General features: G+C 69.7%; 21 protein-coding genes. 9 read left to right on the top strand and 12 right to left on the bottom strand.

Features of this window, described 5'->3' with window-relative positions:
• Positions 1-36: 36 nt before the first annotated feature.
• Both xdhB and xdhA read right to left on the bottom strand, forming a co-directional pair.
• Positions 37-2,334, bottom strand: a complete 2,298-nt coding sequence (gene xdhB / locus ACO073_RS08420) for a xanthine dehydrogenase molybdopterin binding subunit (RefSeq protein WP_421996732.1) — start codon at positions 2,332-2,334, stop codon at positions 37-39.
• Positions 2,331-3,725 carry a xanthine dehydrogenase small subunit gene (xdhA, locus tag ACO073_RS08415; RefSeq protein WP_421996730.1) on the bottom strand — a complete coding sequence of 465 codons (1,395 nt, stop codon included), beginning with the start codon at positions 3,723-3,725 and terminating at the stop codon, positions 2,331-2,333. The genes xdhB and xdhA overlap by 4 nt, the downstream gene beginning before the upstream one ends.
• A gap of 97 nt (positions 3,726-3,822) precedes the next feature.
• Here xdhA and ACO073_RS08410 point away from each other — a divergent pair, with 97 nt between their 5' ends.
• Positions 3,823-4,722: a polysaccharide deacetylase family protein gene (locus ACO073_RS08410; protein WP_421996729.1), complete on the top strand. Its 900-nt coding sequence runs from the start codon at positions 3,823-3,825 to the stop codon at positions 4,720-4,722.
• A 2-nt stretch (positions 4,723-4,724) separates the two neighbouring features.
• Complete coding sequence (locus tag ACO073_RS08405; protein WP_421996727.1) at positions 4,725-5,648, top strand: polysaccharide deacetylase family protein; 924 nt, start codon at positions 4,725-4,727, stop codon at positions 5,646-5,648.
• A 335-nt stretch (positions 5,649-5,983) separates the two neighbouring features.
• Here the strand turns inward: ACO073_RS08405 and ACO073_RS08400 are convergent, their stop codons facing one another.
• Positions 5,984-6,814 carry a phytanoyl-CoA dioxygenase family protein gene (locus tag ACO073_RS08400; RefSeq protein ID WP_421996726.1) on the bottom strand — a complete coding sequence of 277 codons (831 nt, stop codon included), beginning with the start codon at positions 6,812-6,814 and terminating at the stop codon, positions 5,984-5,986.
• Positions 6,815-6,896: 82 nt separating this feature from the next.
• Here ACO073_RS08400 and ACO073_RS08395 point away from each other — a divergent pair, with 82 nt between their 5' ends.
• The 5 genes from ACO073_RS08395 to ACO073_RS08375 all read left to right on the top strand — a co-directional run bounded on the left by ACO073_RS08395 (position 6,897) and on the right by ACO073_RS08375 (position 11,558).
• Positions 6,897-8,120, top strand: a complete 1,224-nt coding sequence (locus ACO073_RS08395; RefSeq protein ID WP_421996725.1) for an ABC transporter substrate-binding protein — start codon at positions 6,897-6,899, stop codon at positions 8,118-8,120.
• A gap of 22 nt (positions 8,121-8,142) precedes the next feature.
• A complete protein-coding gene (locus ACO073_RS08390) occupies positions 8,143-9,015 on the top strand; it encodes a branched-chain amino acid ABC transporter permease (protein WP_421996724.1) in 873 nt (290 codons plus the stop codon).
• Complete coding sequence (locus ACO073_RS08385; protein ID WP_421996723.1) at positions 9,012-9,974, top strand: branched-chain amino acid ABC transporter permease; 963 nt, start codon at positions 9,012-9,014, stop codon at positions 9,972-9,974. The genes ACO073_RS08390 and ACO073_RS08385 overlap by 4 nt, the downstream gene beginning before the upstream one ends.
• A gap of 149 nt (positions 9,975-10,123) precedes the next feature.
• Positions 10,124-10,852, top strand: a complete 729-nt coding sequence (locus tag ACO073_RS08380; RefSeq protein WP_421996721.1) for an ABC transporter ATP-binding protein — start codon at positions 10,124-10,126, stop codon at positions 10,850-10,852.
• Entirely contained in the window at positions 10,845-11,558 is a 714-nt protein-coding gene (locus tag ACO073_RS08375; RefSeq protein ID WP_421996720.1) for an ABC transporter ATP-binding protein, read from the top strand. Before ACO073_RS08380 ends, ACO073_RS08375 begins: the two co-directional genes overlap by 8 nt.
• A 14-nt stretch (positions 11,559-11,572) precedes the next feature.
• Here the strand turns inward: ACO073_RS08375 and ACO073_RS08370 are convergent, their stop codons facing one another.
• From ACO073_RS08370 to ACO073_RS08345, 6 genes are all read right to left on the bottom strand, one after another.
• Entirely contained in the window at positions 11,573-12,721 is a 1,149-nt protein-coding gene (locus ACO073_RS08370) for an NAD(P)/FAD-dependent oxidoreductase (RefSeq protein ID WP_421996718.1), read from the bottom strand.
• On the bottom strand, positions 12,718-13,101 hold the full coding sequence (gene crcB / locus ACO073_RS08365; protein WP_421996717.1) for a fluoride efflux transporter CrcB: 384 nt from the start codon (positions 13,099-13,101) through the stop codon (positions 12,718-12,720). Before crcB ends, ACO073_RS08370 begins: the two co-directional genes overlap by 4 nt.
• Positions 13,098-14,117 (bottom strand): P1 family peptidase, encoded by a 1,020-nt coding sequence (locus tag ACO073_RS08360; RefSeq protein ID WP_421996715.1) that lies wholly within the window; start codon positions 14,115-14,117, stop codon positions 13,098-13,100. Before ACO073_RS08360 ends, crcB begins: the two co-directional genes overlap by 4 nt.
• A complete protein-coding gene (locus tag ACO073_RS08355) occupies positions 14,114-14,878 on the bottom strand; it encodes an SDR family NAD(P)-dependent oxidoreductase (protein ID WP_421996714.1) in 765 nt (254 codons plus the stop codon). The genes ACO073_RS08360 and ACO073_RS08355 overlap by 4 nt, the downstream gene beginning before the upstream one ends.
• Before the next feature lie 97 nt (positions 14,879-14,975).
• Positions 14,976-15,830 (bottom strand): hypothetical protein, encoded by an 855-nt coding sequence (locus tag ACO073_RS08350; RefSeq protein WP_421996713.1) that lies wholly within the window; start codon positions 15,828-15,830, stop codon positions 14,976-14,978.
• Positions 15,831-15,917: 87 nt separating this feature from the next.
• The gene (locus tag ACO073_RS08345) at positions 15,918-16,349 is read right to left on the bottom strand and encodes a CBS domain-containing protein (RefSeq protein ID WP_421996712.1); all 432 of its coding nucleotides are present in this window, start codon (positions 16,347-16,349) and stop codon (positions 15,918-15,920) included.
• A gap of 235 nt (positions 16,350-16,584) precedes the next feature.
• On the opposite strand from ACO073_RS08345, the gene ACO073_RS08340 reads away from it, so the two are divergent.
• Together ACO073_RS08340 and ACO073_RS08335 are read left to right on the top strand one after the other, a co-directional pair.
• On the top strand, positions 16,585-17,175 hold the full coding sequence (locus ACO073_RS08340; protein ID WP_421996711.1) for a VUT family protein: 591 nt from the start codon (positions 16,585-16,587) through the stop codon (positions 17,173-17,175).
• A gap of 83 nt (positions 17,176-17,258) precedes the next feature.
• Positions 17,259-18,089: a universal stress protein gene (locus ACO073_RS08335; protein ID WP_421996710.1), complete on the top strand. Its 831-nt coding sequence runs from the start codon at positions 17,259-17,261 to the stop codon at positions 18,087-18,089.
• Positions 18,090-18,104: 15 nt separating this feature from the next.
• Here ACO073_RS08335 and ACO073_RS08330 read toward each other — a convergent pair whose 3' ends face one another.
• From ACO073_RS08330 to ACO073_RS08320, 3 genes are read right to left on the bottom strand one after another with little or no spacing between them, the layout of a single operon-like run.
• On the bottom strand, positions 18,105-18,566 hold the full coding sequence (locus ACO073_RS08330) for an SRPBCC family protein (RefSeq protein ID WP_421996709.1): 462 nt from the start codon (positions 18,564-18,566) through the stop codon (positions 18,105-18,107).
• On the bottom strand, positions 18,563-18,910 hold the full coding sequence (locus ACO073_RS08325) for an ArsR/SmtB family transcription factor (RefSeq protein WP_421996708.1): 348 nt from the start codon (positions 18,908-18,910) through the stop codon (positions 18,563-18,565). Before ACO073_RS08325 ends, ACO073_RS08330 begins: the two co-directional genes overlap by 4 nt.
• Before the next feature lie 2 nt (positions 18,911-18,912).
• A complete protein-coding gene (locus tag ACO073_RS08320; protein WP_421996707.1) occupies positions 18,913-19,560 on the bottom strand; it encodes a glutathione S-transferase family protein in 648 nt (215 codons plus the stop codon).
• Positions 19,561-19,582 lie beyond the last annotated feature (22 nt).

Genomic DNA, 19,582 nt, shown 5'->3' with positions numbered 1-19,582 from the left:
ACGTCCATTGTTTCCCCCTATGATGGTCCGGAAATTCTAGCGGCGGAGTGTAGCGATTGCCGCCAGCACGCGCTCGGGGGTCGCCGGCGCATCGAGCCGCACAGCGGTCCTGCCATTGCCGGTCGCGGCGATGGCGTCCTTGAGCGCGGTCCACACGGCGGTCGCGAGCAGCAGCGGCGGCTCGCCCACCGCCTTGGAGCGGAAGATGGTGGCCTCGCGCGAGGGCGCGTTCTCGAGCAGCGTCACGTTGAACACCGCGGGCGCGTCGCGGCTGCCCGGGATCTTGTAGGTCGAGGGGCCGATCGTGCGCAGCCGGCCCTCCCGGTCCCACCACAGTTCCTCGCAGGTCAGCCAGCCCTGGCCCTGGACGAACGCGCCCTCGATCTGGCCGAGGTCGATGGCGGGATTGAGCGAGGACCCGCAATCCTGCACCAGGTCGGCGCGCAGCACGCGGCTCTCGCCGGTCAGCGTGTCGATTGCCACCTCGGCCATGGCCGCGCCGAACGAGAAGTAGAAGAACGGCCGGCCGCGCATCGCCGCCCCGTCCCAGTGCACCTTGGGCGTCTTGTAGAACCCGGTGGACGACAGCGACACGCGACCGAGATGGCAGAGCCGCGCCAGCTCGCCGAAGCTCACGACCTGGTTGCTGCCGGGTTTCGCGATACGCACCGCTCCGTCGGTGAAGGCGATGTCGGCCGGTGCCGCGCCGAAATGCTCGGCGGCGTGGGCGATCATGCGCTGCTTGATGGTATTGGCCGCTTCCCAGGCCGCCCAGCCGTTGAGGTCCGAGCCGGTCGAGGCGGCGGTCGGCGAGGTGTTGGGCACCTCCGCCGTCGAGGTCGCCGTCGGGCGGATGCGATCGATGTCAACCTGGAAGACCTCTGCCACGACCTGGGCCACCTTGATGAACACGCCCTGGCCCATCTCGATGCCGCCATGGTTCACGCGGATCGAGCCATCGGTATAGACGTGCACCAGGGCGCCGGCCTGGTTGAGATGCGGCAGGTTGAAGGAGATGCCGAACTTCAGCGGGAACAGGCCGAGACCGCGCTTCAGCACCGGGTTGGCCGCGTTGAACGCGTCGACCTCCGCCCGCCGCCGCTCCCAGTCGCCGCCCGACTTCACCTCGGCCCAGCAGCGCGCGAGATGGTTCTCCTCGACCGGCTGGCCGTAGGGCGTCTCGTCGCCCCCCTCGCCGTAGAAGTTCAGCGCCCGGATCGCGTTGGCGTCGCGGCCGAGACGGTTGGCGATGCGGTCGATCGCATCCTCCATCACCAGCACGCCCTGCGGCCCGCCGAAGCCGCGGAACGCGGTGTTCGACTGCTTGTTGGTGCGGCAGGCGTAGCCGACGGCGCGGAAGTGCGGGATCCAGTAGGCGTTGTCGACATGGGTGAGCGCCCGCGCCACCACGCCCGGCGTCAGGTCGAGGCTCCAGCCGGCATCGGCCGCCAGCTCGACGTCGAGCGCCTGCACCCGGCCCTCGCCGTCGAAGCCCACCGAATAGCGGTAGTCGAACGGATGCCGCTTGCCGGTGATCAGCATGTCGGCCTCGCGCGGCAGGCGCAGCTTGACCGGCCGGCCGGTGCGGCCGGCGCCCAGCGCCGCCGCCGCCGCGATCCAGGTGGCGTTGCTCTCCTTGCCGCCGAAGCCGCCGCCCAGCCGGCGCACCACCGTCGTCACGCGATTGAAGTCGCAGCCCAGCACGTGGGCGCAGACATGCTGGACCTCGGTCGGATGCTGGGTCGAGGAATGCACCACGAGGTCGCCGTCCTCGCCCGGCAGGGCGAAGGCGATCTGGCCCTCGAGGTAGAAATGCTCCTGACCGCCGACGCTGAACGCGGCATCGAGCCGGTGCGGCGCGGCCGCGAGCGCCGCGGCCACGTCGCCGCGCTGCAGGGTCGAGGGCGCCTGCACCCAGGCCTGCCGCGCCATCGCCGTCGCCACGTCGAGGATCGCCTCGCCCGGTTCGATGTCGATCGCGGCCCGGCCGGCGGCGCCGCGCGCCGCGTCGAGCGTGTCGGCCAGCACCATGGCCAGCGGCTGGCCGAGGAACTCGACCGTGTCCTCGGCGAACAGCGGCTCCTGCTTGTCGCCGCCGGCGACGTTGTTCGCGCCGGGAATGTCGGCGGCGCGCAGCACCGCCACCACGCCGGGCGCGGCGGCCGCTGCCGAAAGATCGAGTCCGCGCAGCCGCCCGCAGGCCACCGGGCTGGTGATCAGCGCGGCATGCAGCGTGCCCGGCGGCTCGGGCATGTCGTCGATGTAGATCGCCTGGCCGGTCGCGTGCTTCAGCGCGCTGTCGTGGCGCTGCGCGGTGTGGACGCCGCCCTTCACAGCGCCTCGACCTCGACCGCCTGGCCCGGCGCGGCCAGCCGCAGCCCGAGCCGACGGAGCAGGTTGCCCGCCGCCTGCCGGCGATAGGCGGCACTGCCGCGCCAGTCGTCGATGGGCTGGAACTCCTGCTGCACGGTCGTGGCGGCAGCCTCGGCTCCGTCCTTCACCAGCGCCGCCTCGGCTGCCGGCGCACGCCGCGGCGTCGCCGCCATGCCGCCGAACGCCAGCCGCGCCGCCACGACGCGCTCGCCCGCGAGGCGCAGCCGGTACCCGGCCGCGACGGTGGAGATGTCCTGGTCGCGGCGCTTGGAGAGCTTGTCGCAGAAGAAGGCCTCGTCCGCGGACAGAAGCGGGATCGCAATCGATTCGATCACCTCGTCGGGCGCCAGCGCCGTCTTGCGGTAGTCTAGGAAGAAATCCTCCAGCGGCAGGCCGCGCACGCCGCGCGACGAAGTGAGCCGCAGGGTGGCGCCCAGTGCGATCAGCACCGGCGGCATGTCGCCGATCGGCGAGGCCGTGCCGATATTGCCGCCCAGCGTGCCCAGGCTGCGGATCTGGCGCGAGCCCAGCCGCGACAGGTAGGTCCGCAGCGCCGGGAAATGGCGGGACAGGAGCGGCAGGGACTCGGCATAGCTCACCGCCGCGCCCAGGGTGAGCGTGTCCCCGGTCTCGGCGACGGTCGTGAGCTCGGGCACATGCGCCACGTGGATGACGGCGGCCGGCGGCTTGCGCGACCGGCTGGCCAGCAGGCCGAGGTCGGTGCCGCCGGCCAGCAGCAGCGCCGCGGGATGGCGGGCGCGCAGCGCCAGGAGATCGGCCAGCGACCGCGGCGCATGGAACGTGCCGTCGAAATCGACCGAGGCTTTGCGCGCTTCCAACGCCCCCTTCGGTTCTGTCGCCGGCTCCGGCGCCAGTCCCGCCACCGCCGAGAAGGCCGCGACGATCGGCCGATAGCCGGTGCAGCGGCAGAGATTGCCGGCCAGCGCTTCGTGGATGGCATCCGGCGTCGCTGCCTCGCCGCCGGCGGCGAAGGCATAGGCCGACATCACGAAGCCCGGCGTGCAGAAGCCGCACTGCGTGGCGTCGGCTTCGGCCATCGCCGTCTGCACCGCATGCGGACCGCCGTCGGCCCCGCGCAGCCCCTCGACCGTGCGGACCGCGAGTCCGTCGAGCTGGCCCAGCAGGGCGATGCAGGAATTGATCGGCGCCCGCCGCCCGTCGGCCCGTTCCAGCACCACCGTGCAGGCGCCGCAGTCGCCCTCAGCGCAGCCTTCCTTGGTGCCCCTGAGGCCCCGGTGCTCGCGCAGCCAGTCGAGCAGCGTCGTCATCGGCGACAGGCCGGCGATCTCCACCGGCTGGTCGTTGATTACGAAACGGATGCGGGCCGCCATGCGAACGACTGTGATCGGGCTCCTTCCGATCCGCAAGCGGTTGCGTCACTCCGGCCGGCATGATGGACTCCGCGCCCGCAACAGAGCGAGTTCAGCGATGGATCCCTACCGGTTCGGCTACTCCCCCGTCGTCGAGCGGCCGAAGCTTTCCTGGCCCAACGGCGCGCGGGTGGCGGTGTGGATCTGCCCGAACATCGAGCACTACGAGTACGTGCCGGCCGAAGTCCGCGTCCGCAATCCCTGGCCGCGCATGCCGCATCCCGACGTGCTGGGCTACGGCGGCCGCGACTACGGCAACCGGGTCGGCCTGTGGCGCATGTTCGAGGTGCTGGACAAGCACCACATCCGCTGCACCGTGTCGCTGTCGATGTCGGTGATCGAGATGTACCCCGAGATACTCGATGCCATGGAAGCGCGGCGCTGGGAGTATATGAGCCACGGCTACTTCAACACCCGCTACCACTGGGGCTACAGCGAGGACGAGGAGCGCGAGGTCATCGAGCACAGCAAGGCGACGCACCTCCGGCTGACCGGCCGCAAGCTGCGCGGCTGGTTCTCGCCCGCCATCTCCAACACGCTGGCGACGCCCGATCTCGTGAAGGAAGCCGGCCTCGAATACCTCTGCGACTTCTACCACGACGACCAGCCGACGCCGCTCGCGACCCGGCACGGCACGCTGATGCACGTGCCCTACACGATGGATCTGAACGACGCGCTGATCTATCGCCAGCCTGTCGAGGCCGAGGAATTCGCCCAGATGATCGTCGACCATTTCGACACGGTCTATCGCGAGGGCAGCGAGAACGGCCGCGTCATGTGCATCGCGCTCCACCCCTACATGATGGGTGCGCCGCACCGGCTGAAGCATCTCGACCGGGCGCTGGCCTACATCCGCAAGCACAAGGACGCCTGGATCTGCACCGCCGAGGAGATCCTCGACTGGTACGTGGCGAACGGGCTTGCGCCCTTCCAGCAGCATCTCGGCAAGGAGGCGTGACCGTGGCCGGTTCTCCCGTTCCCAAGAATCCGCCGCCGCTGCCGCCGGGGATGGACAATCCCTGGTACGACTACGCGCCCTACCCGCTGCGGCCCAAGCTCGACTGGCCGCGCCACGCCCGCGTCGCCTTCTTCGTCACCCTGCACCTCGAATACTGGGAGCTGGTGCCCGACGAGGGCAGCCATCGCGATCCGCGCTTCGTCGGCGAGTTCGGCAGCTTCGTGCCCGACTACCGCACCTGGACCCAGCGCGAGTACGGCAACCGCGCCGGCATCTTCCGCGTCCTGGACGTGCTCGACCGCTACCAGATCCGCGCCGGCGTGGCGGTGAACGCGCTCGCCGCCGAACGCTATCCCTACCTGATCGAGCAGTGCGCCCGTCGCCGCTACGAGTTCATCGGCCACGGCCATTCGGCCAATCGCATGATCACCTCGAAGATGAGCGAGGCCGAGGAGAAGGCGGAGATCCAGCATGCTCTCGACGCCGTCGAGACGGCGGCGGGCGTGCGGCCGACCGGCTGGCTCGGCCAGGACTATGGCGAGAGCCAGCGCACGCCCGGGCTGCTGGCCGATGCCGGCCTCGACTATGTCGTCGACTGGCCCAACGACGACCAGCCCTACCTGATGAAGGTCGGCAGGCCCTTCGTGTCCCTGCCCAACCAGCCGGAATGGGATGACGTGCAGCAGCTCTGGCTGCGGCGCATCCCGACGCCGCGCTATCCCGACATCGTCGGCGAGGCCTTCGAGCGGCTGCATCACGAGGGCGGCCAGGTGTTCAACCTGTCGATCCATCCCTGGGTGATGGGCGTGCCCCACCGCATCAAGTATCTCGACGAGGCGCTGCGGCGCATCGAGCGCTTCGGCAACGTCTGGCACGCGACGCCCGGCGAGGTGGCCAAGCACTACATGACCACGATGACGGGCTGAGCGGACGGCAGGCCGTACAAATCTGTCGTCCTGAGCGTAGCGCCTGCCCTGAGCGGAGCCGAAGGGAAGGACCTCGTCGCCGCTTGCCACCGGCATGAGATCCTTCGCTTCGCTCAGGATGACATGAGAAGGAGTTCGCGCTCCCTTACTCCGCCGCGTTCACGAACCCCTTGTCCCGAGGTGAGCGGAGGGTAGGCCTCCAGGTCCGCTCAATTCTGTCGTCCTGAGCGTAGCGCCTGCCCTGAGCGGAGCCGAAGGGAAGGACCTCATCGCCGCTTGCCACCGGTATGAGATCCTTCGCTTCGCTCAGGATGACATGAACAGGAGCCACGGCGCTACTCCGCCGCTTTCACGAACCCCTGGTCCTGGCGCAGGCGGAACAGGCGCACCGCCTCGGCGTGCGCGGCCTGGGCTTCCGGCGACATCGGCGTCTGCAGGCGCGCCTCGGGCAGGAAGTGACCGTAGCGGTCCTCGCCGCGCACCAGCAGCGCCGACGGCCGGACCGCGCCCAGCGGGCGGACATGGGCGGGAATGAAGCTGATCCCCAGCCCCATGCGACGGTCGTCGTTGTCGTTGCCCGGCGAGCAATGGACCAGCGCCGTATGGTGCAGCGACAGTTCGCCGGCCCGGAGCGGCATCGACACGCCGGTCTCGCCGTCGAAGCGGTCGCTGATGCCCTGCCCGCGCTTGATCATGTTGTGGGTCCCGGGCCGGTCGTCGTGCTCGATCATGGGCAGGCGGTGGGTGCCGGGGATCACCCGCATGCAGCCCGCCAACTCGGAGGCCTCGGACAAGGCCACCCAGGCGGTCACGTGCTCCAGCGGATCGAGGAAGAAGTAGGCGCCGTCCTGGTGCCAGCGCACATAGGCCGGCGTATGCGCCTCCTTGATCCACATCGTCGCGTGATAGACGAGGATGTCGGGTCCGATCACGTCCTCGACCGCGTCGAGCACAAGCGGGTGATGCACCAGCCGATCCGCCCAGCGATACAGCAGGTAGGACTTGCTCTTCTCCGGATAGTCCAGGGGATGGCCCTGCACCTTCTCCCAGTGCTCCAGGTCGGCCCGCAGCTCGCGAACCTCGTCCGGCGAGAGCACCGGCACGGGAAATGCAAAGCCGTCGCGGCGGTACTGGTCGACCTGGGCGGCCGAGAGGATCTTGGGCATGGACGGTCCTCGGTTGCCGGTTGTTCGCTGGAGGTCCCTATCGTAGCGTCGCCGGCACGGGGACAGAAGAAGGGGCTTCACGATGAAAAAGCAGATCAGCAACCCGATTTCGCGACGCGGCTTCGTCGCCGGCGGCACGGCGCTTGCCGGCACCCTGGGCTTCCCCGCCATCCTCCGCGCGCAGGCCGCGCCGGTGAAGGTCGGCATGATCCATCCGGTGACGGGCTTCGTCGCCTACAACGGCCAGCAGAGCCGGCTCGGCGGCACGATGGCCGTCGAGGACGTGAACAAGGCCGGCGGCATCAAGTCGATGGGCGGCGCCAAGCTCGAGGCGCTGCTGGGCGACAGCCAGTCCAAGGTCGAGGTCGGCGTCGCCGAGGTCGAGAAGATGAACGAACAGGGCGTCGCGGCCTATATCGGCTGCTTCCAGAGCCCGGTCGGCATCGCCGCCAGCCAGGCGGCCTCGAAGTACAACACGCCGTTCCTGATCGACGTCGGCGCCTCGGACCTGATCGTCAATCGCGGGCTGAAGAACGTGTTCCGCCTGAAGCCGGGCTTCGGCGTCTGCGTCGACGACGGCGTCGCCAATCTCGGCGCCCTCAACAAGGCGGCGGGAAGCCCGGCCAAGACCGCCGTGATCGTCCACGAATCGGGCGAGTTCGGCACCGGCACGGCCAAGCTGCTCCAGGGGAAGCTGCCCTCGATCGGCATCGAGGCCAAGGAGCTGATCGCCCACGACAACCCGACCCGCAACTTCGACAACATTGCGCTGCGCATCCGCTCGCTCGCCCCCGACATCGTCATGATGTCGAACTACGGCAACGAGTACATGCTGCTGGCCCGCACGCTCTACCAGCAGAAGGTGAACGTCGCCGGCTTCTATTCGATCCTCGGCGGCGGCTTCAACTACAAGTTCGTCAAGGAGATGCCCGACGTCTCGCAGTACATGATGGACGTGAACCACTGGTTCAATCCCAAGAGCGAGAAGGCGCAGGCGCTGAAGAAGCGCGTCGAGGCGACCGGCGCACTGTTCACCTTCGAGGTCTATCTCACCTACACCAACGTCATGCTGCTGGCCGACTCCCTGGAGCGTGCGGCGTCGGCCGACAAGGCCAAGCTCACCGACGCGCTGGCGAGCTCGACCTTCAAGGCGGAGCTGATGCCCTACGGTCCGACCAAGTTCGTCAACGGCCAGAACCAGGGCGGCAAGCCCGGCGTGATGCAGTCGCTCAAGGGCGACATCGAGGTCATCGCGCCGGCGGAGTTCGCCTCGGCCAAGGCGGTGTTCCCCAAGCCGAAACTGTGATCGGCCGGCGGCAACAGCAGGCGTGCTCGATCCGCAGATCCTCCTCGCCGGCGTCCTGAACGGGCTGCTCGCCGGCGGCATCTACGTGCTGGTCGCCGTGGGTCTCACCCTGATCTACGGCGTCCTGCACATCATCAACTTCGCCCATGGCAGCATGCTGATGCTCGCCATGTATTCCGTGTTCTGGCTGTGGCGCCTGATCGGCATCGATCCCTATGTCGCCCTGCCGTTCGTCATCGCCGGCGCCTTCGTCTTCGGCTTCGTGATCTACCGGCTGGTCATCGGCCGCTTCAGCCACGGACGCGACGAGAACATCCTGCTGATCACGCTCGGCCTCTCGATCGTGATCGACAACGTCGCGCTGCTGTTCTTCGGCGGCGACACGCAGACGATCGACGTGCCCTATGCCGGCACCTTCGTCGAGCTGGGCGCGGCCTTCCTGCCGTTGCCCAAGATCATCTCCTTCGTGGCCTCGATGGTGCTCTGCGCCATCCTCGGCCTCTACATGGCGAAGACCGACACGGGCAAGGCGATCCGGGCCGTCGCCAAGGAACGGCAGGGCGCCCGCCTGGTCGGCATCGACGTCGAGACGATCTTCGCGGTCTCCTACGGCATCGGCATCGCCTGCCTCGGCGCGGCGGCCTGCCTGCTCATGCCGACCTTCTACGTGACCCCGACCTCGGGGCACGCCTTCGTGCTGGTCGCCTTCACCATCGTCGTGCTGGGCGGCATGGGGAGCTTCATCGGCGCGGCGGTGGGCGGCCTGATCATCGGCGTGACGGAGGCCCTGGGCGGGCTCTTCCTCGGCGAGCAGCTCGGCCAGATCGGCATCTCGCTGATCTTCATCCTGATCCTGCTGCTGAAGCCGACCGGCCTCTTCGGGAGCAAGGCGTGAACCGGCAGGTCCTGCTCTGCCTGATCGGGCTCGCGGCGGCCGTGGTCTTCCCGCTGGTCGCCCCGAACTATCTGGTGAACATCGGCATGCTGGTGTTCTTCGTGGCCTTCATCGGCCAGTCGTGGAACATCTCCGGCGGCTTCGCGGGCCAGACCTCGTTCGGCCATGTCGTGTTCTTCGGCACCGGTGCCTACACCTCGACCATCCTCCAGGTGACATACGGCTGGAATCCGTGGATCGCCTGGCCGGCGGCGATGCTTGCCGGCGGCATCGTGGGCTGGATGATCGCCTTCCTGTCGTTCCGCGCCGGCCTGCGCGGCTCCTATTTCGCGCTGATCACGCTGGCCTTCGCCGAGGTGTTCCGCATCCTCGCCAACTCCGTGCCCTTCACGCGCGGCGGCCTCGGCATGCTGATCAAGGCCGACCAGCGGCCGCTGAACTTCCAGTTCAAGGACCCGGTCTGGTTCTACTACATCGCGCTGGCGCTCTGCGTGATCTCGCTCGTGATCGCGTGGCAGCTCACGCGCAATCGGTTCGGCGCCCGCCTGGTCGCGATCCGCGAGAACGAGGACGCCGCCCGCGCGCTCGGCATCGACGTCTTCGCCGAGAAGGTGAAGGTGCTCACCCTTTCCGGCGCGATGTGCGCGGCGGGCGGCACGCTCTACGCCCAGAAGTACCTCTACATCGACCCCTCGATCGCCTTCGGCGTCGACAAGTCGGTCGAGATGCTGCTGGTCAGCATGGTGGGCGGCGCGGGCACCATCTTCGGCCCGCTGATCGGCTCGATCACCCTCACCGTGATCAACGAGGTGACGCGCGCGCTGGCCAGCGTCGTGCCGGCGCTGAAGAACGTCCAGCCGCTCAGCCTGGTCGTCTACGGCATCATGCTGATCCTGATCGTGGCGCGCCTGCCCGACGGGCTGATGGGCCTGTTCCGACGGAAGCCGCGGCATGCGTAGGCAGCCTTTCTTCGCCCTCCCTTTCTTCCTCCTCTCCCCCGCCAGGGGGAGAGGTCGGGTGAGGGGGTTTCACCCGTCGCTTCCCCCTCACCTGGCCTCTCCCCCTGGCGGGGGAGAGGAACATGAGGCGGTGAGCCAAGCGATCCCCCATGCTTGAGGTCCGTGATCTCTCCAAGTCGTTCGGCGGCCTGAAGGCGGTCGATGCCGCCTCGCTCGACGTGCGGCAGGGCGAGATCGTCGGCCTGATCGGTCCCAACGGCGCCGGCAAGACGACGCTGTTCGCCGCCATCGCGGGCTTCCACAAGCCCGACTCCGGCCGCGTCGCCTTCGACGGACAGGACATCACGGGCCTCGCCCCGCACCGGATCTGCGCCGCCGGCATGGTGCGGACCTTCCAGATCACCCAACCCTTCGCCAAGATCAGCGTGCGCGAGAACATCATGGTCGGCGCCTATTTCCGCACCGCCGACCGCGCGCTGGCGCGACGCGAGGCCGAGACGGTGGCCGGCATCGTCGGCATGACCGGCCAGCTCGACCGGATCGGCGCCGACCTCACCGTCGCAGGGCGCAAGCGCCTCGAGCTCGCCCGTGCCCTCGCCACCGGCCCCCGCCTGCTGCTGCTCGACGAGGTCATGGCCGGACTCAACCCGACCGAGATCGTCGAGATCGTGCAGGTCATCCGCGACATCCGCGATTCGGGCGTCACCATCCTGCTGATCGAGCATGTGATGCAGGCCGTGACCTCGCTCGCCGAGCGCGTCTACGTGCTGAACCAGGGCCGCATGATCGCCGACGGCACGCCGGCGGCGATCGCCGAGAACCCGCAGGTGATCGAAGCCTATCTCGGCCACGGCGCCGCCAAGGTGCTGCGTGCCTGAGGCGCTCCTCTCGGTCGCGGCCCTGCGCGCCGGCTATGGCGCCATCGAGGTGCTGCGCGGCGTCGACCTCGCGGTCGGCCCCGGCGAGATCGTGGCCCTGCTGGGCAGCAACGGCGCCGGCAAGTCGACCCTGAACAACAACGTCTCGGGCCTATACCGTCCGTTCGGCGGCACCATCACGTTCGACGGCCGGTCGATCGGCGGCACGCCGTCGAGGCGCATCGTCGAGGCCGGGCTGGTGCAGGTGCCCGAGGGCCGCCGCGTCTTTCCCAACCTGTCGGTGCGCGAGAACCTCGAGCTCGGCAGCTACAGGCGCGGCCGCGCCGGCCGCGCGAAGAACCTCGAGCATGTGCTCGACGTCTTCCCGCGGCTCCGGGAAAGGCTGACGCAGTCGGCAGGCACCCTGTCGGGCGGCGAGCAGCAGATGCTCGCGATCGGCCGCGGCATGATGGGCGAGCCCAAGCTCCTGATCCTCGACGAACCCTCGCTCGGCCTGTCGCCGCTGCTGGTCGAGGAGATGTTCGCCCTCATCGGCCGGCTGAATCGCGACGGGCTGTCGATCCTGCTGGTCGAGCAGAACGTCGTGCAGTCGCTGGCCATCGCCCATCGCGCCTACGTGCTGGAGAACGGCCGCATCTCGCTGAGCGGCGCCGCCGCCGAGCTCGCCGAGCATCCGGAGCTGCGAAAGAGCTACCTGGGACACTAGCCGGGAAGGCCGTGCTAGACCGCTTCGCCGGCCGCCCAGCCGCTCGACCAGGCCCACTGGAAATTGTAGCCGCCCAGCCAGCCGGTGACGTCGACCGCCTCGCCGATCACGAACAGGCCGGGCACCTTCTTCGCTTCCATCGTCCGTGACGACAGCTCGTCGGTGTCGACGCCGCCCACCGTCACCTCGGCCTTGGCATAGCCTTCGGTGCCGGTCGGGACGATCGTCCAGCGCTTCAGGCGCTCGCCGAGGGCTTCGAGATCGCGGTCGCGCAAGGTCGCCATCGTGCCCTCGGTCGCGAGATGCTGGGCCAGCCGCTGGGGCAGCACCTCGCCGAGCACCGTGCGCAGCTCGGCCTTCGGCCGCGAGCGCTTGCGGTCCTTCAGGAAGGCGACCGCATCGAGGTCGGGCAGCAGGTCGAGGGCGATCCCCTCGCCCGCGCGCCAGTAGGACGAGATCTGCAGCATGGCCGGGCCCGACAGGCCGCGATGGGTGAACAGCATGGCCTCGCGGAAGCGCGTGCGGCCGAGGCCGGCCACCACCTCGAGCGACACGCCGGCCAGCTCGGGCACGCCCAGCGTCAGCGGCACCAGGCCGGGCCGTGGCGCGACGATGGCGAGGCCGAAGCGGCGGGCGACGTCGTGCGAGAAGCCCGTCGCGCCCATCTTGGGGATCGAGAGACCGCCGGTCGCGAGCACGAGCGTCCCGGCCTCGAAGGACCCATGATCGGTCGTCACCGCGAACCGGTCGGACCGGTCGACCGCCGTGATGCGGTGGCCGACGCGGACGTCGACGCCGGCCGCCGCCGCCTCGTCCAGCAGCATGGCCACGATCTGCCGCGCCGAGCCGTCGCAGAAGAGCTGACCCAGCGTCTTCTCGTGCCACGCGATGCGATGCCGCTCGACCAGGGCGATGAAGTCCTGCGGCGTGTAGCGCGCCAGCGCCGACCGGCAGAAGTGCGGATTGTCCGAGAGGAAGGACTCCGGCCGCACGTCGCGGTTGGTGAAGTTGCAGCGCCCGCCGCCCGAGATCAGGATCTTCTTGCCGGCCTTGTCGGCATGCTCCAGCACCAGCACGCGGCGGCCGCGCTGGCCGGCGCGCAGCGCGCACATCAGGCCGGCGGCGCCGGCCCCGACGACGACGACGTCGAAGCGCCGGCTCACGCCAGCGCCGTCCTCATGATCCAGAGGCCGAGCGCGAGGCCGGCGATAGCGCCCGCGACCGAGCCGCCGACATAGATTGCCGCCATCAGGTGCTCGTGCCGCTCCCACAGGAGCACGGCCTCCAGCGAGAAGGCCGAGAAGGTCGTGAACCCGCCCAGCACGCCTGTGGTCAGGAACAGGCGAAGCTGGCCCGAGGCGTCGGCGCCGCGCTCAGCGAACCAGCCCACGACGAGCCCCATCGCCATCGAGCCCACGATGTTGATGATGAGCGTGTGCCAGGGGAAATGCGTGCCGATCAGGCGCGCCACCGACACGTTCATGCCGTGGCGCATCGCCCCGCCGATGCCTGCGCCGACGAACACCGCCAGAAATCCCATCATGCGCCGGCGCCTCCGAATCGCGTCTTCCAGTCGGGCACGGCGGTCTTGTAGGGCAAGGACGTGGCCTCGTACACGCCGCGCGCCACCGCCCGCGCCACGCAATCGGCCGCCACGGTGCCGAGCTCCGTCAGCACCGGCGGCTCGCCGCCCGGGCCGGCGCCGCCGGTCGAGGCGGCGAAGATCGTGTCGCCGTCGTTGGGCGCGTGGACCGGCCGCAACGCCTTGCCGAGACCGTCATTGGCCATGATCGCCAGCCGCTTGCACTCGGCCTTGGTCAGCGTGGCATCGGTCACGACGAGCCCGATGGTCGTCGCGGTGGCCGGCGCCGGCTGGCCCTTGAAGCGGATCGACAGCGCGTCGGCCGGGAGGCGGGCGGGCCATCCGAGGCCGCCGAACTCGCCTCCCTGCTCGTAGGGCGCCGCCCAGAAATGCGGCCCGTCGCCGATCAGCGCCGAACCGACGGCGTTCACGGCCACCAGCGCGCCGACGGTGAACCCCTGCGAGGTACGGGCACTGGTCGAGCCCAGCCCGCCCTTGGCGCTGACCGTGGTCGCGCCGTAGCCGGCACCGGCCGTGCCCAGCGCGAAGTCGGCGGCGGCGGCGAGGGCCGCGTCGCGGCCAAGGTCCCAGTAGGGCGGCCTCTTCTCGACCGGGTGGACGAGCCAGTCCTTCTCGCCGCCGTTCATGAGGTCGAACAGGATCGCCTGCACGGCCACGGGCAGGGTGATGCCGCCGAAGGTCGCGCCCTTCTTCTGGGCGCACAGGACCGCCGACACGCCGCCGGCCGCGTCGAGCCCGTAGAGCGAGCCGCCTGACAGGACGACCGCGTCGATCACCGCCCGCGTCATGTCGGGCTCGAGCAGGCTGACGGCCCGCGAGCCGGGGGCGCCGCCCAGCGTCGCCACGCTGGCGCTGACGCTCTGCTCGAAGATCGCGACGGTGACACCGGTCGCCGCCCGCGCATCCTGGGCGTTGCCGACCAGGACGCCCGGCACGTCGGTGAGCAGGTTCCTCAAGTCAGGAACTCGCCACCGTTCACATGGATGGTCTGACCGGTGATGAACGTGCCCTCCGGCCCGACCAGCAGGCGGACCATGGCGGCGATCTCGTCGACCGTGCCGAAGCGCTTGAGCGGAATCGGGCGATTCACGCGATTGACCGGCGCCGGTCCGGCAGACGCGGCCCGGGCCGTGTCGATGGCGCCCGGCGAGACGGCGTTGCAGGTGATGCGGTGCGGCGCCAGCTCGACGGCGAGCGCCCGCATCAGCCCTTCGAGGCCCGACTTGGAGGCCGAGACGTGGCAGCGGTTCGGCGTGCCGACATGGGTGGAGATGCCGGACATGGCGACGAAGGCGCCGCCGTTGCCCTTGGCCACCATCTGCGGAACGAACGCCTTGCCCAGCAGGAAGGCGCCGTCGAGCGCCACCGACAGGATCTCCCGCCACTCGTCGAACGACATGTCGAGGAAGGACGTCTGGCGGCGCAGCCCGGCGTTGCTGACCAGGATGTCGACGCCGCCGAACGTTTCCTGGGCCTGCTGCGCCAGCCGCGCCGGCACGGCGGGATCGGCGACGTCGCCCATCGCGGCGGCCGCCTTGCCGCCGGCCGCCTTGATCTCGGCCACGACCGCGTCGACCGCTTCCTTGTCGCTGCGACCGTTGACCAGGACGGACGCGCCGTCGCGGGCCAGGGTCAGGGCGATGGCGCGGCCGATGTTGCGGCCCGCGCCGGTGACCAGGGCGACCCGGTTTTGCAGGGGAAGAGACGAAGACGCCATGGATGACCCGACGGTGTTGGAGAGATGGAGGAAGGGCGCGGCCGCGCGCGGCGCGGGCCGGCCGCGGAACCTGCCAGCCCGGGCGCCGCGTGTCGACTCACTCCGGAAAGTCGAACGCCTGCTGCCCGCGCACGATCGCCATCTTGTCGAACCAGTCGGGGCCGAGCTCGCTCTCCGGCTTGCTCGTGCAGGGCAACGTCGCGACGGGCTTGCCGGCGCGCTCGACCAGCAGGCCCTCCTTGACCCGCTTCTCGCCCTTGGGTCCCCAGTTCCCGATTCCGGTGTAGACCGTGTAGGTGGTCGGGCGATTGAAGAACCGCAGCCAGGCGCCGCCGCCGCCGGAATAGGCCTCGCTGCCGCCGTTCGCCGCCTTCGCCGGCGCCACCCGGCTCTCGGGGAGCACCAGCTCGAGCGGCTCGCCCGGCTTGCCGAAGCGGTACTGGAGATAGCCGCGCCCGGGACCGGCGTCACGCGAGGCGCAGACGGACACCTGCCTGGCGCCGACCCGGCAGGTGAATGCGACGACCTCCGTGGCCGTGCAGAACGACGCTGCCTGCGCCGGGGCAGGCACCGGTGCCGGCTTCGCCGCCGCAACGGGCCTGGCGGTCGCAACCAGGGCGACCGTCCGGCTCTTCTTGCAGGATGGATCGCCCTGGCACTCCGGCGCCAGCACCTTCTGCTGCACGTAGGTGAGTGCCACGCGCTTGCCGACCAGGCCGCGCTGCTCGCAGATGTCGAAGTCGGCCAGCTCCTCGAAACGTGCGCCGCGATCGTCCTTGAGAGTGAGATGGCAGGCGACGTCGCCCGCCGTCATGGCCGTGATCGTGCCGACCGTGCGCTTGGTCTCCTGGCCGATCCTGACCGTTCCGCCGTCCTGCGCCGCGGCGGCGGCTGGCAGGACCAGCGCGAGCCACATCGTTCCCCGCGCGAAGCCGCGCCTCTTCCCAGCCATCGATCTCCCCCGTCCTTGCCAGTGCGCACCACTATGCGCGACCGGCGGCGCGCCGGCCATGGCGACGGAGACGCGAGGACCGGACGCTCAGCCGGCGACGATATAGGCCTTGAGCGCCTCGGTCTCGTGCCGGGCCTCTTCCAGGCGCGCCTTGACGACGTCGCCGATGGAGACCAGGCCGAGCAGCTCGCCGTGACGGACCACCGGCAGATGCCGGAAACGACCGCGCGTCATGGTTTCCATGATCGTGTCGATCGAATCGTCGCTATCGCAGGTCACCACCTCGCGCGTCATGACCTGGCGCGCCTGGAGGGTCAGGGCCTGCGCCCCGTGGCTGGCGAGGGCCCGCACCAGGTCGCGTTCGGAGACGATGCCGACGACCGAACTCTCGTCGTCCAGGACCAGGACCGATCCGATGCGACGCGTGCTGAGCTGCTGGGCGACCTCGGCGACCGAGGTTTCCGGCGTGACCGAGTGAACGAGACCACCCTTCTGCGTAAGAATGTCGGAGACGAACATGGTTCCTCCTCCGCGATCGATTGAGCCATAAGCGGACGCAAGCCAAAGCAGGCTTCACGGAGAGGAGGCTGCCGGCCGAACTGGCCTCACGCACGCTGCCCGCTCGGACGGGCCACTCTCCGGACATCAGTCCAGCACTTGTCGGGGGATCGCGCCAGAGCCGATTTTCACCGTCCAGGTGAGCTTTTCTGCACCGGGTTCCCCCCTGCGGGCAGACCTGCTACGACGCCGCGCCATGACCCCCGCCTCCGTGTCGACGCCCCGGCAGAAAGCCGCGGCGCTTCTCTATTTCCTCGGCTTCATCGCCTGCATTCCCGTTGCGAACTGGATGATCGGCCAGGTCGGCACGGTCTGCGTCCCGCCGCACGGTCCCTGCCTCGTTCCCGTCTGGCCCTGGGGCCCCAAGGACATGCCGCTGATGGCGCCGTCCGGCGTGGCGATGATCGGCCTCGCCCTGGTGCTGCGCGACATGGTCCAGCGGCGGCTCGGGCGCACGGTGGCGCTGGTGGCGATCGTCGCGGGCGCCCTGCTGTCGGGCGCCGTGGCGCCGCCGTCGCTGGTCTACGCCTCGGCCGCCGCCTTCCTGCTGTCGGAGCTCGCCGACTTCGCCGTCTACACGCCGCTCGAATCGCGCGGCCTGGTGCTGGCCGTGTTCGCCAGCAGCGTGGTCGGCCTGGTCGCCGACAGCGTGCTCTTCCTGTGGCTCGCCTTCGGCAGCCTCGACTATCTGGCGGGCCAGATCGTCGGCAAGTTGTGGATGGTGCTGCTCGCCCTGCCCTTCATCCACTGGATCCGCCGCCGCGAGATCGCACGGGCCTCGGCTTGACGCGATACGCGAAAGTCCCGGCTTGCATGACGGCGGGCCCACCGTATTAATCGGCGTCCGTCGCCGCCTTGGGGGAAATAATCATGTTCAAATCGATCCTGGCCGTTTCGGAGGGCGGTCCCGACGCCACCATGTCCTTCACGCTGGCCGCAAGGGTGGCCGGCCTGTTCGACGCCACGGTCGATGCGCTGCACCTGCCGGTCGGCCCGGCCGGCGGCATGGTGGGTGGTCTCGCGATGAGCGGCGAGGCCATGCCGCTGATCATGAACCTCGACGACGAGCGCCTGGAGGCTCGCCAGCAGGAGAGCGCGCGCGTCTACGGCGAGATCGTCCAGCCGATCAAGGATGCGACCTACACCGCGGCCCAGACGGCGACCCTCGACACGATGGTCGCCATGGGCCGCTGCTCGGATCTCCTGGTGCTCGGCCGGCCGGGCGCCGATCCCGAGAACGTGGCGCCGGCCACCGTCGAGGCCGCCATCCACGAATGCGCCCGGGCCGTGATGATAGCGCCGCCCAATCCCGGCGCCGGCGCCTTCGCCAACGTGATCGTGGCGTGGAACGGCAGCTTCCAGGCGGCGCGCGCGATCGAGTACGCGCTGCCCGTCCTGGTGAAGGCCGCCGAGGTCACCATGCTGGTGGTCGGCAGCACGCCCGACGATGTCGGCGCGGGTTACCTGGCCCGCAATCTCGGCCGGCACGGCATCAAGGTCGCCATCGACGCCATCGATCCCGGCGCGGTGTCGGGCCGCGCCCGCGGTCGAGCGCTGCTCGACTACACCCACGGCAAGGGCGCCGACCTGCTGGTGATGGGCGCCTACGGCCGCGGCCAGGTGCTGAGCTTCCTCGGCATGGGCGGCGCCACCGGCAAGGTGATCTCGTCCTGCCGCGTGCCTCTCCTGATGGCGCACTGACGCTCCGCCGGGCCCTCACGCCGCCTTCAGGAACGCCGCGAGATTGTCGAACAGGGCGCGCGTGCCCTCCTCGCGGCCGCCGCCATCCTCGAAGTCGTCGAGGAACACCGCCTGCTCGGTATAGACCAGCCGGGTCCCCTTGCCCTGCGGCCTGAATTCCGTGGTACCGAGCGACACCGAGATGCGCGTGTCGTCGAGATGCATCTCGTAGGTCATCACGATGCGCTCGTCGGGCACGATGTCCTGGTAGAGGGCATTGTAGGAATGAACCGGCCCGCCCTGCGGGCCGCCGCTCATCGATTCGCGGCCGCCGACGCGGAAGTCGAGCTTGAGGTTGGACTTCTCCCACTCGTCGGGACCGCCGAACCAGCGGACCTTCAGCTTCTTGTCGGCATAGGCGGCGAACACGCGGGCCGGCGGTACCGCGAACCGGCGCTCGATGGTGAAGGTCGCGTGCCGGGCGGATCTCTTGCTCATTTCCCTCTCCGTGGCTTTGACAGCGGGGTCTCGGACTCGGCGAGCAGGGCGCCCAGCCGGTCGAAGCGACGTTCCCAGGTCGCCCGTCGCTCGCTGATCCAGCGCTCGGTGGCCTCGAGCGCCTTGGCCTCGAGGCGGCAGGTGCGCACCCGCCCCACCTTCTCGGAGCGCACGAGGCCGCCCTCCTCCAGCACCGCGAGATGCTGCACCACCGCCGACAGCGACATGTCGAGCGGCCGTGCGAGGTCGCTGACCGAGGCCGGGCCGCGGCACAGCCGCTCGACCATGCGGCGGCGCGTCGGATCGGCCAGCGCCTGGAAGGCGCGGTCGAGCGGCTGCAGCATGCTCAGCCCGGGAAGTACTTCATGAAGGGTTCCGCCTCCGCGAGCACGCGCGCATAGGACGGCCGCCGCGACAGGCGGGCGAAATAGGCCGCGAGATTGGGATGGTCGTTGCCGAACGGCAGCAGCTTGTTGGCGTAGAACAGCGGCGGCGCGGCGGCGCAGTCGGCCAGCGTGAAGCTCTCGCCCACCGCCCACAGGCGATCGGCCATGTCGGCGTCGATCAGGTCGTAGGCCAGGCGCAGGCGCTCCCTCGCCGCTTCGACGCCGTGCGGATCCTTGACGCCGTCCGGCCGCAGCCGGTCGCCGACGATCTTCTGCATCGGATCGTGGACATGGAGATCGTAGAAGCGGTCGGCCAGCCGCGTGCGCAGCGCGAGGTCGGGATCGGCGGGCAGAAGCGCGACCGGTCCCGGATGATGCTGCGCTAGGTACTCGATGATGATGCTGGATTCGGGGATCGTGCGGTCGCGCGCCGCGTCGCGCAGCACCGGCATCTTGCCCACCGGCCAGAGCGCCCGGAAGGAAGCCGCCGATTCGGCATTGCCGAAGTCGATCACGCGGCCCTCGAACGGCGTCGCGTTCTCGTACAGCGCGATCAGCACCTTGTGGCAGTAGGACGAGAGCGGGTGGAAATGCAGCGTGAGCGTCATGGCTTCCGGCAATAGTTAAGTG

The sequence above is a fragment of the Reyranella sp. genome (assembly GCF_965229815.1).
GTDB lineage: Bacteria > Pseudomonadota > Alphaproteobacteria > Reyranellales > Reyranellaceae > Reyranella.
This window is presented reverse-complemented; position numbering and strand designations above follow the sequence as displayed.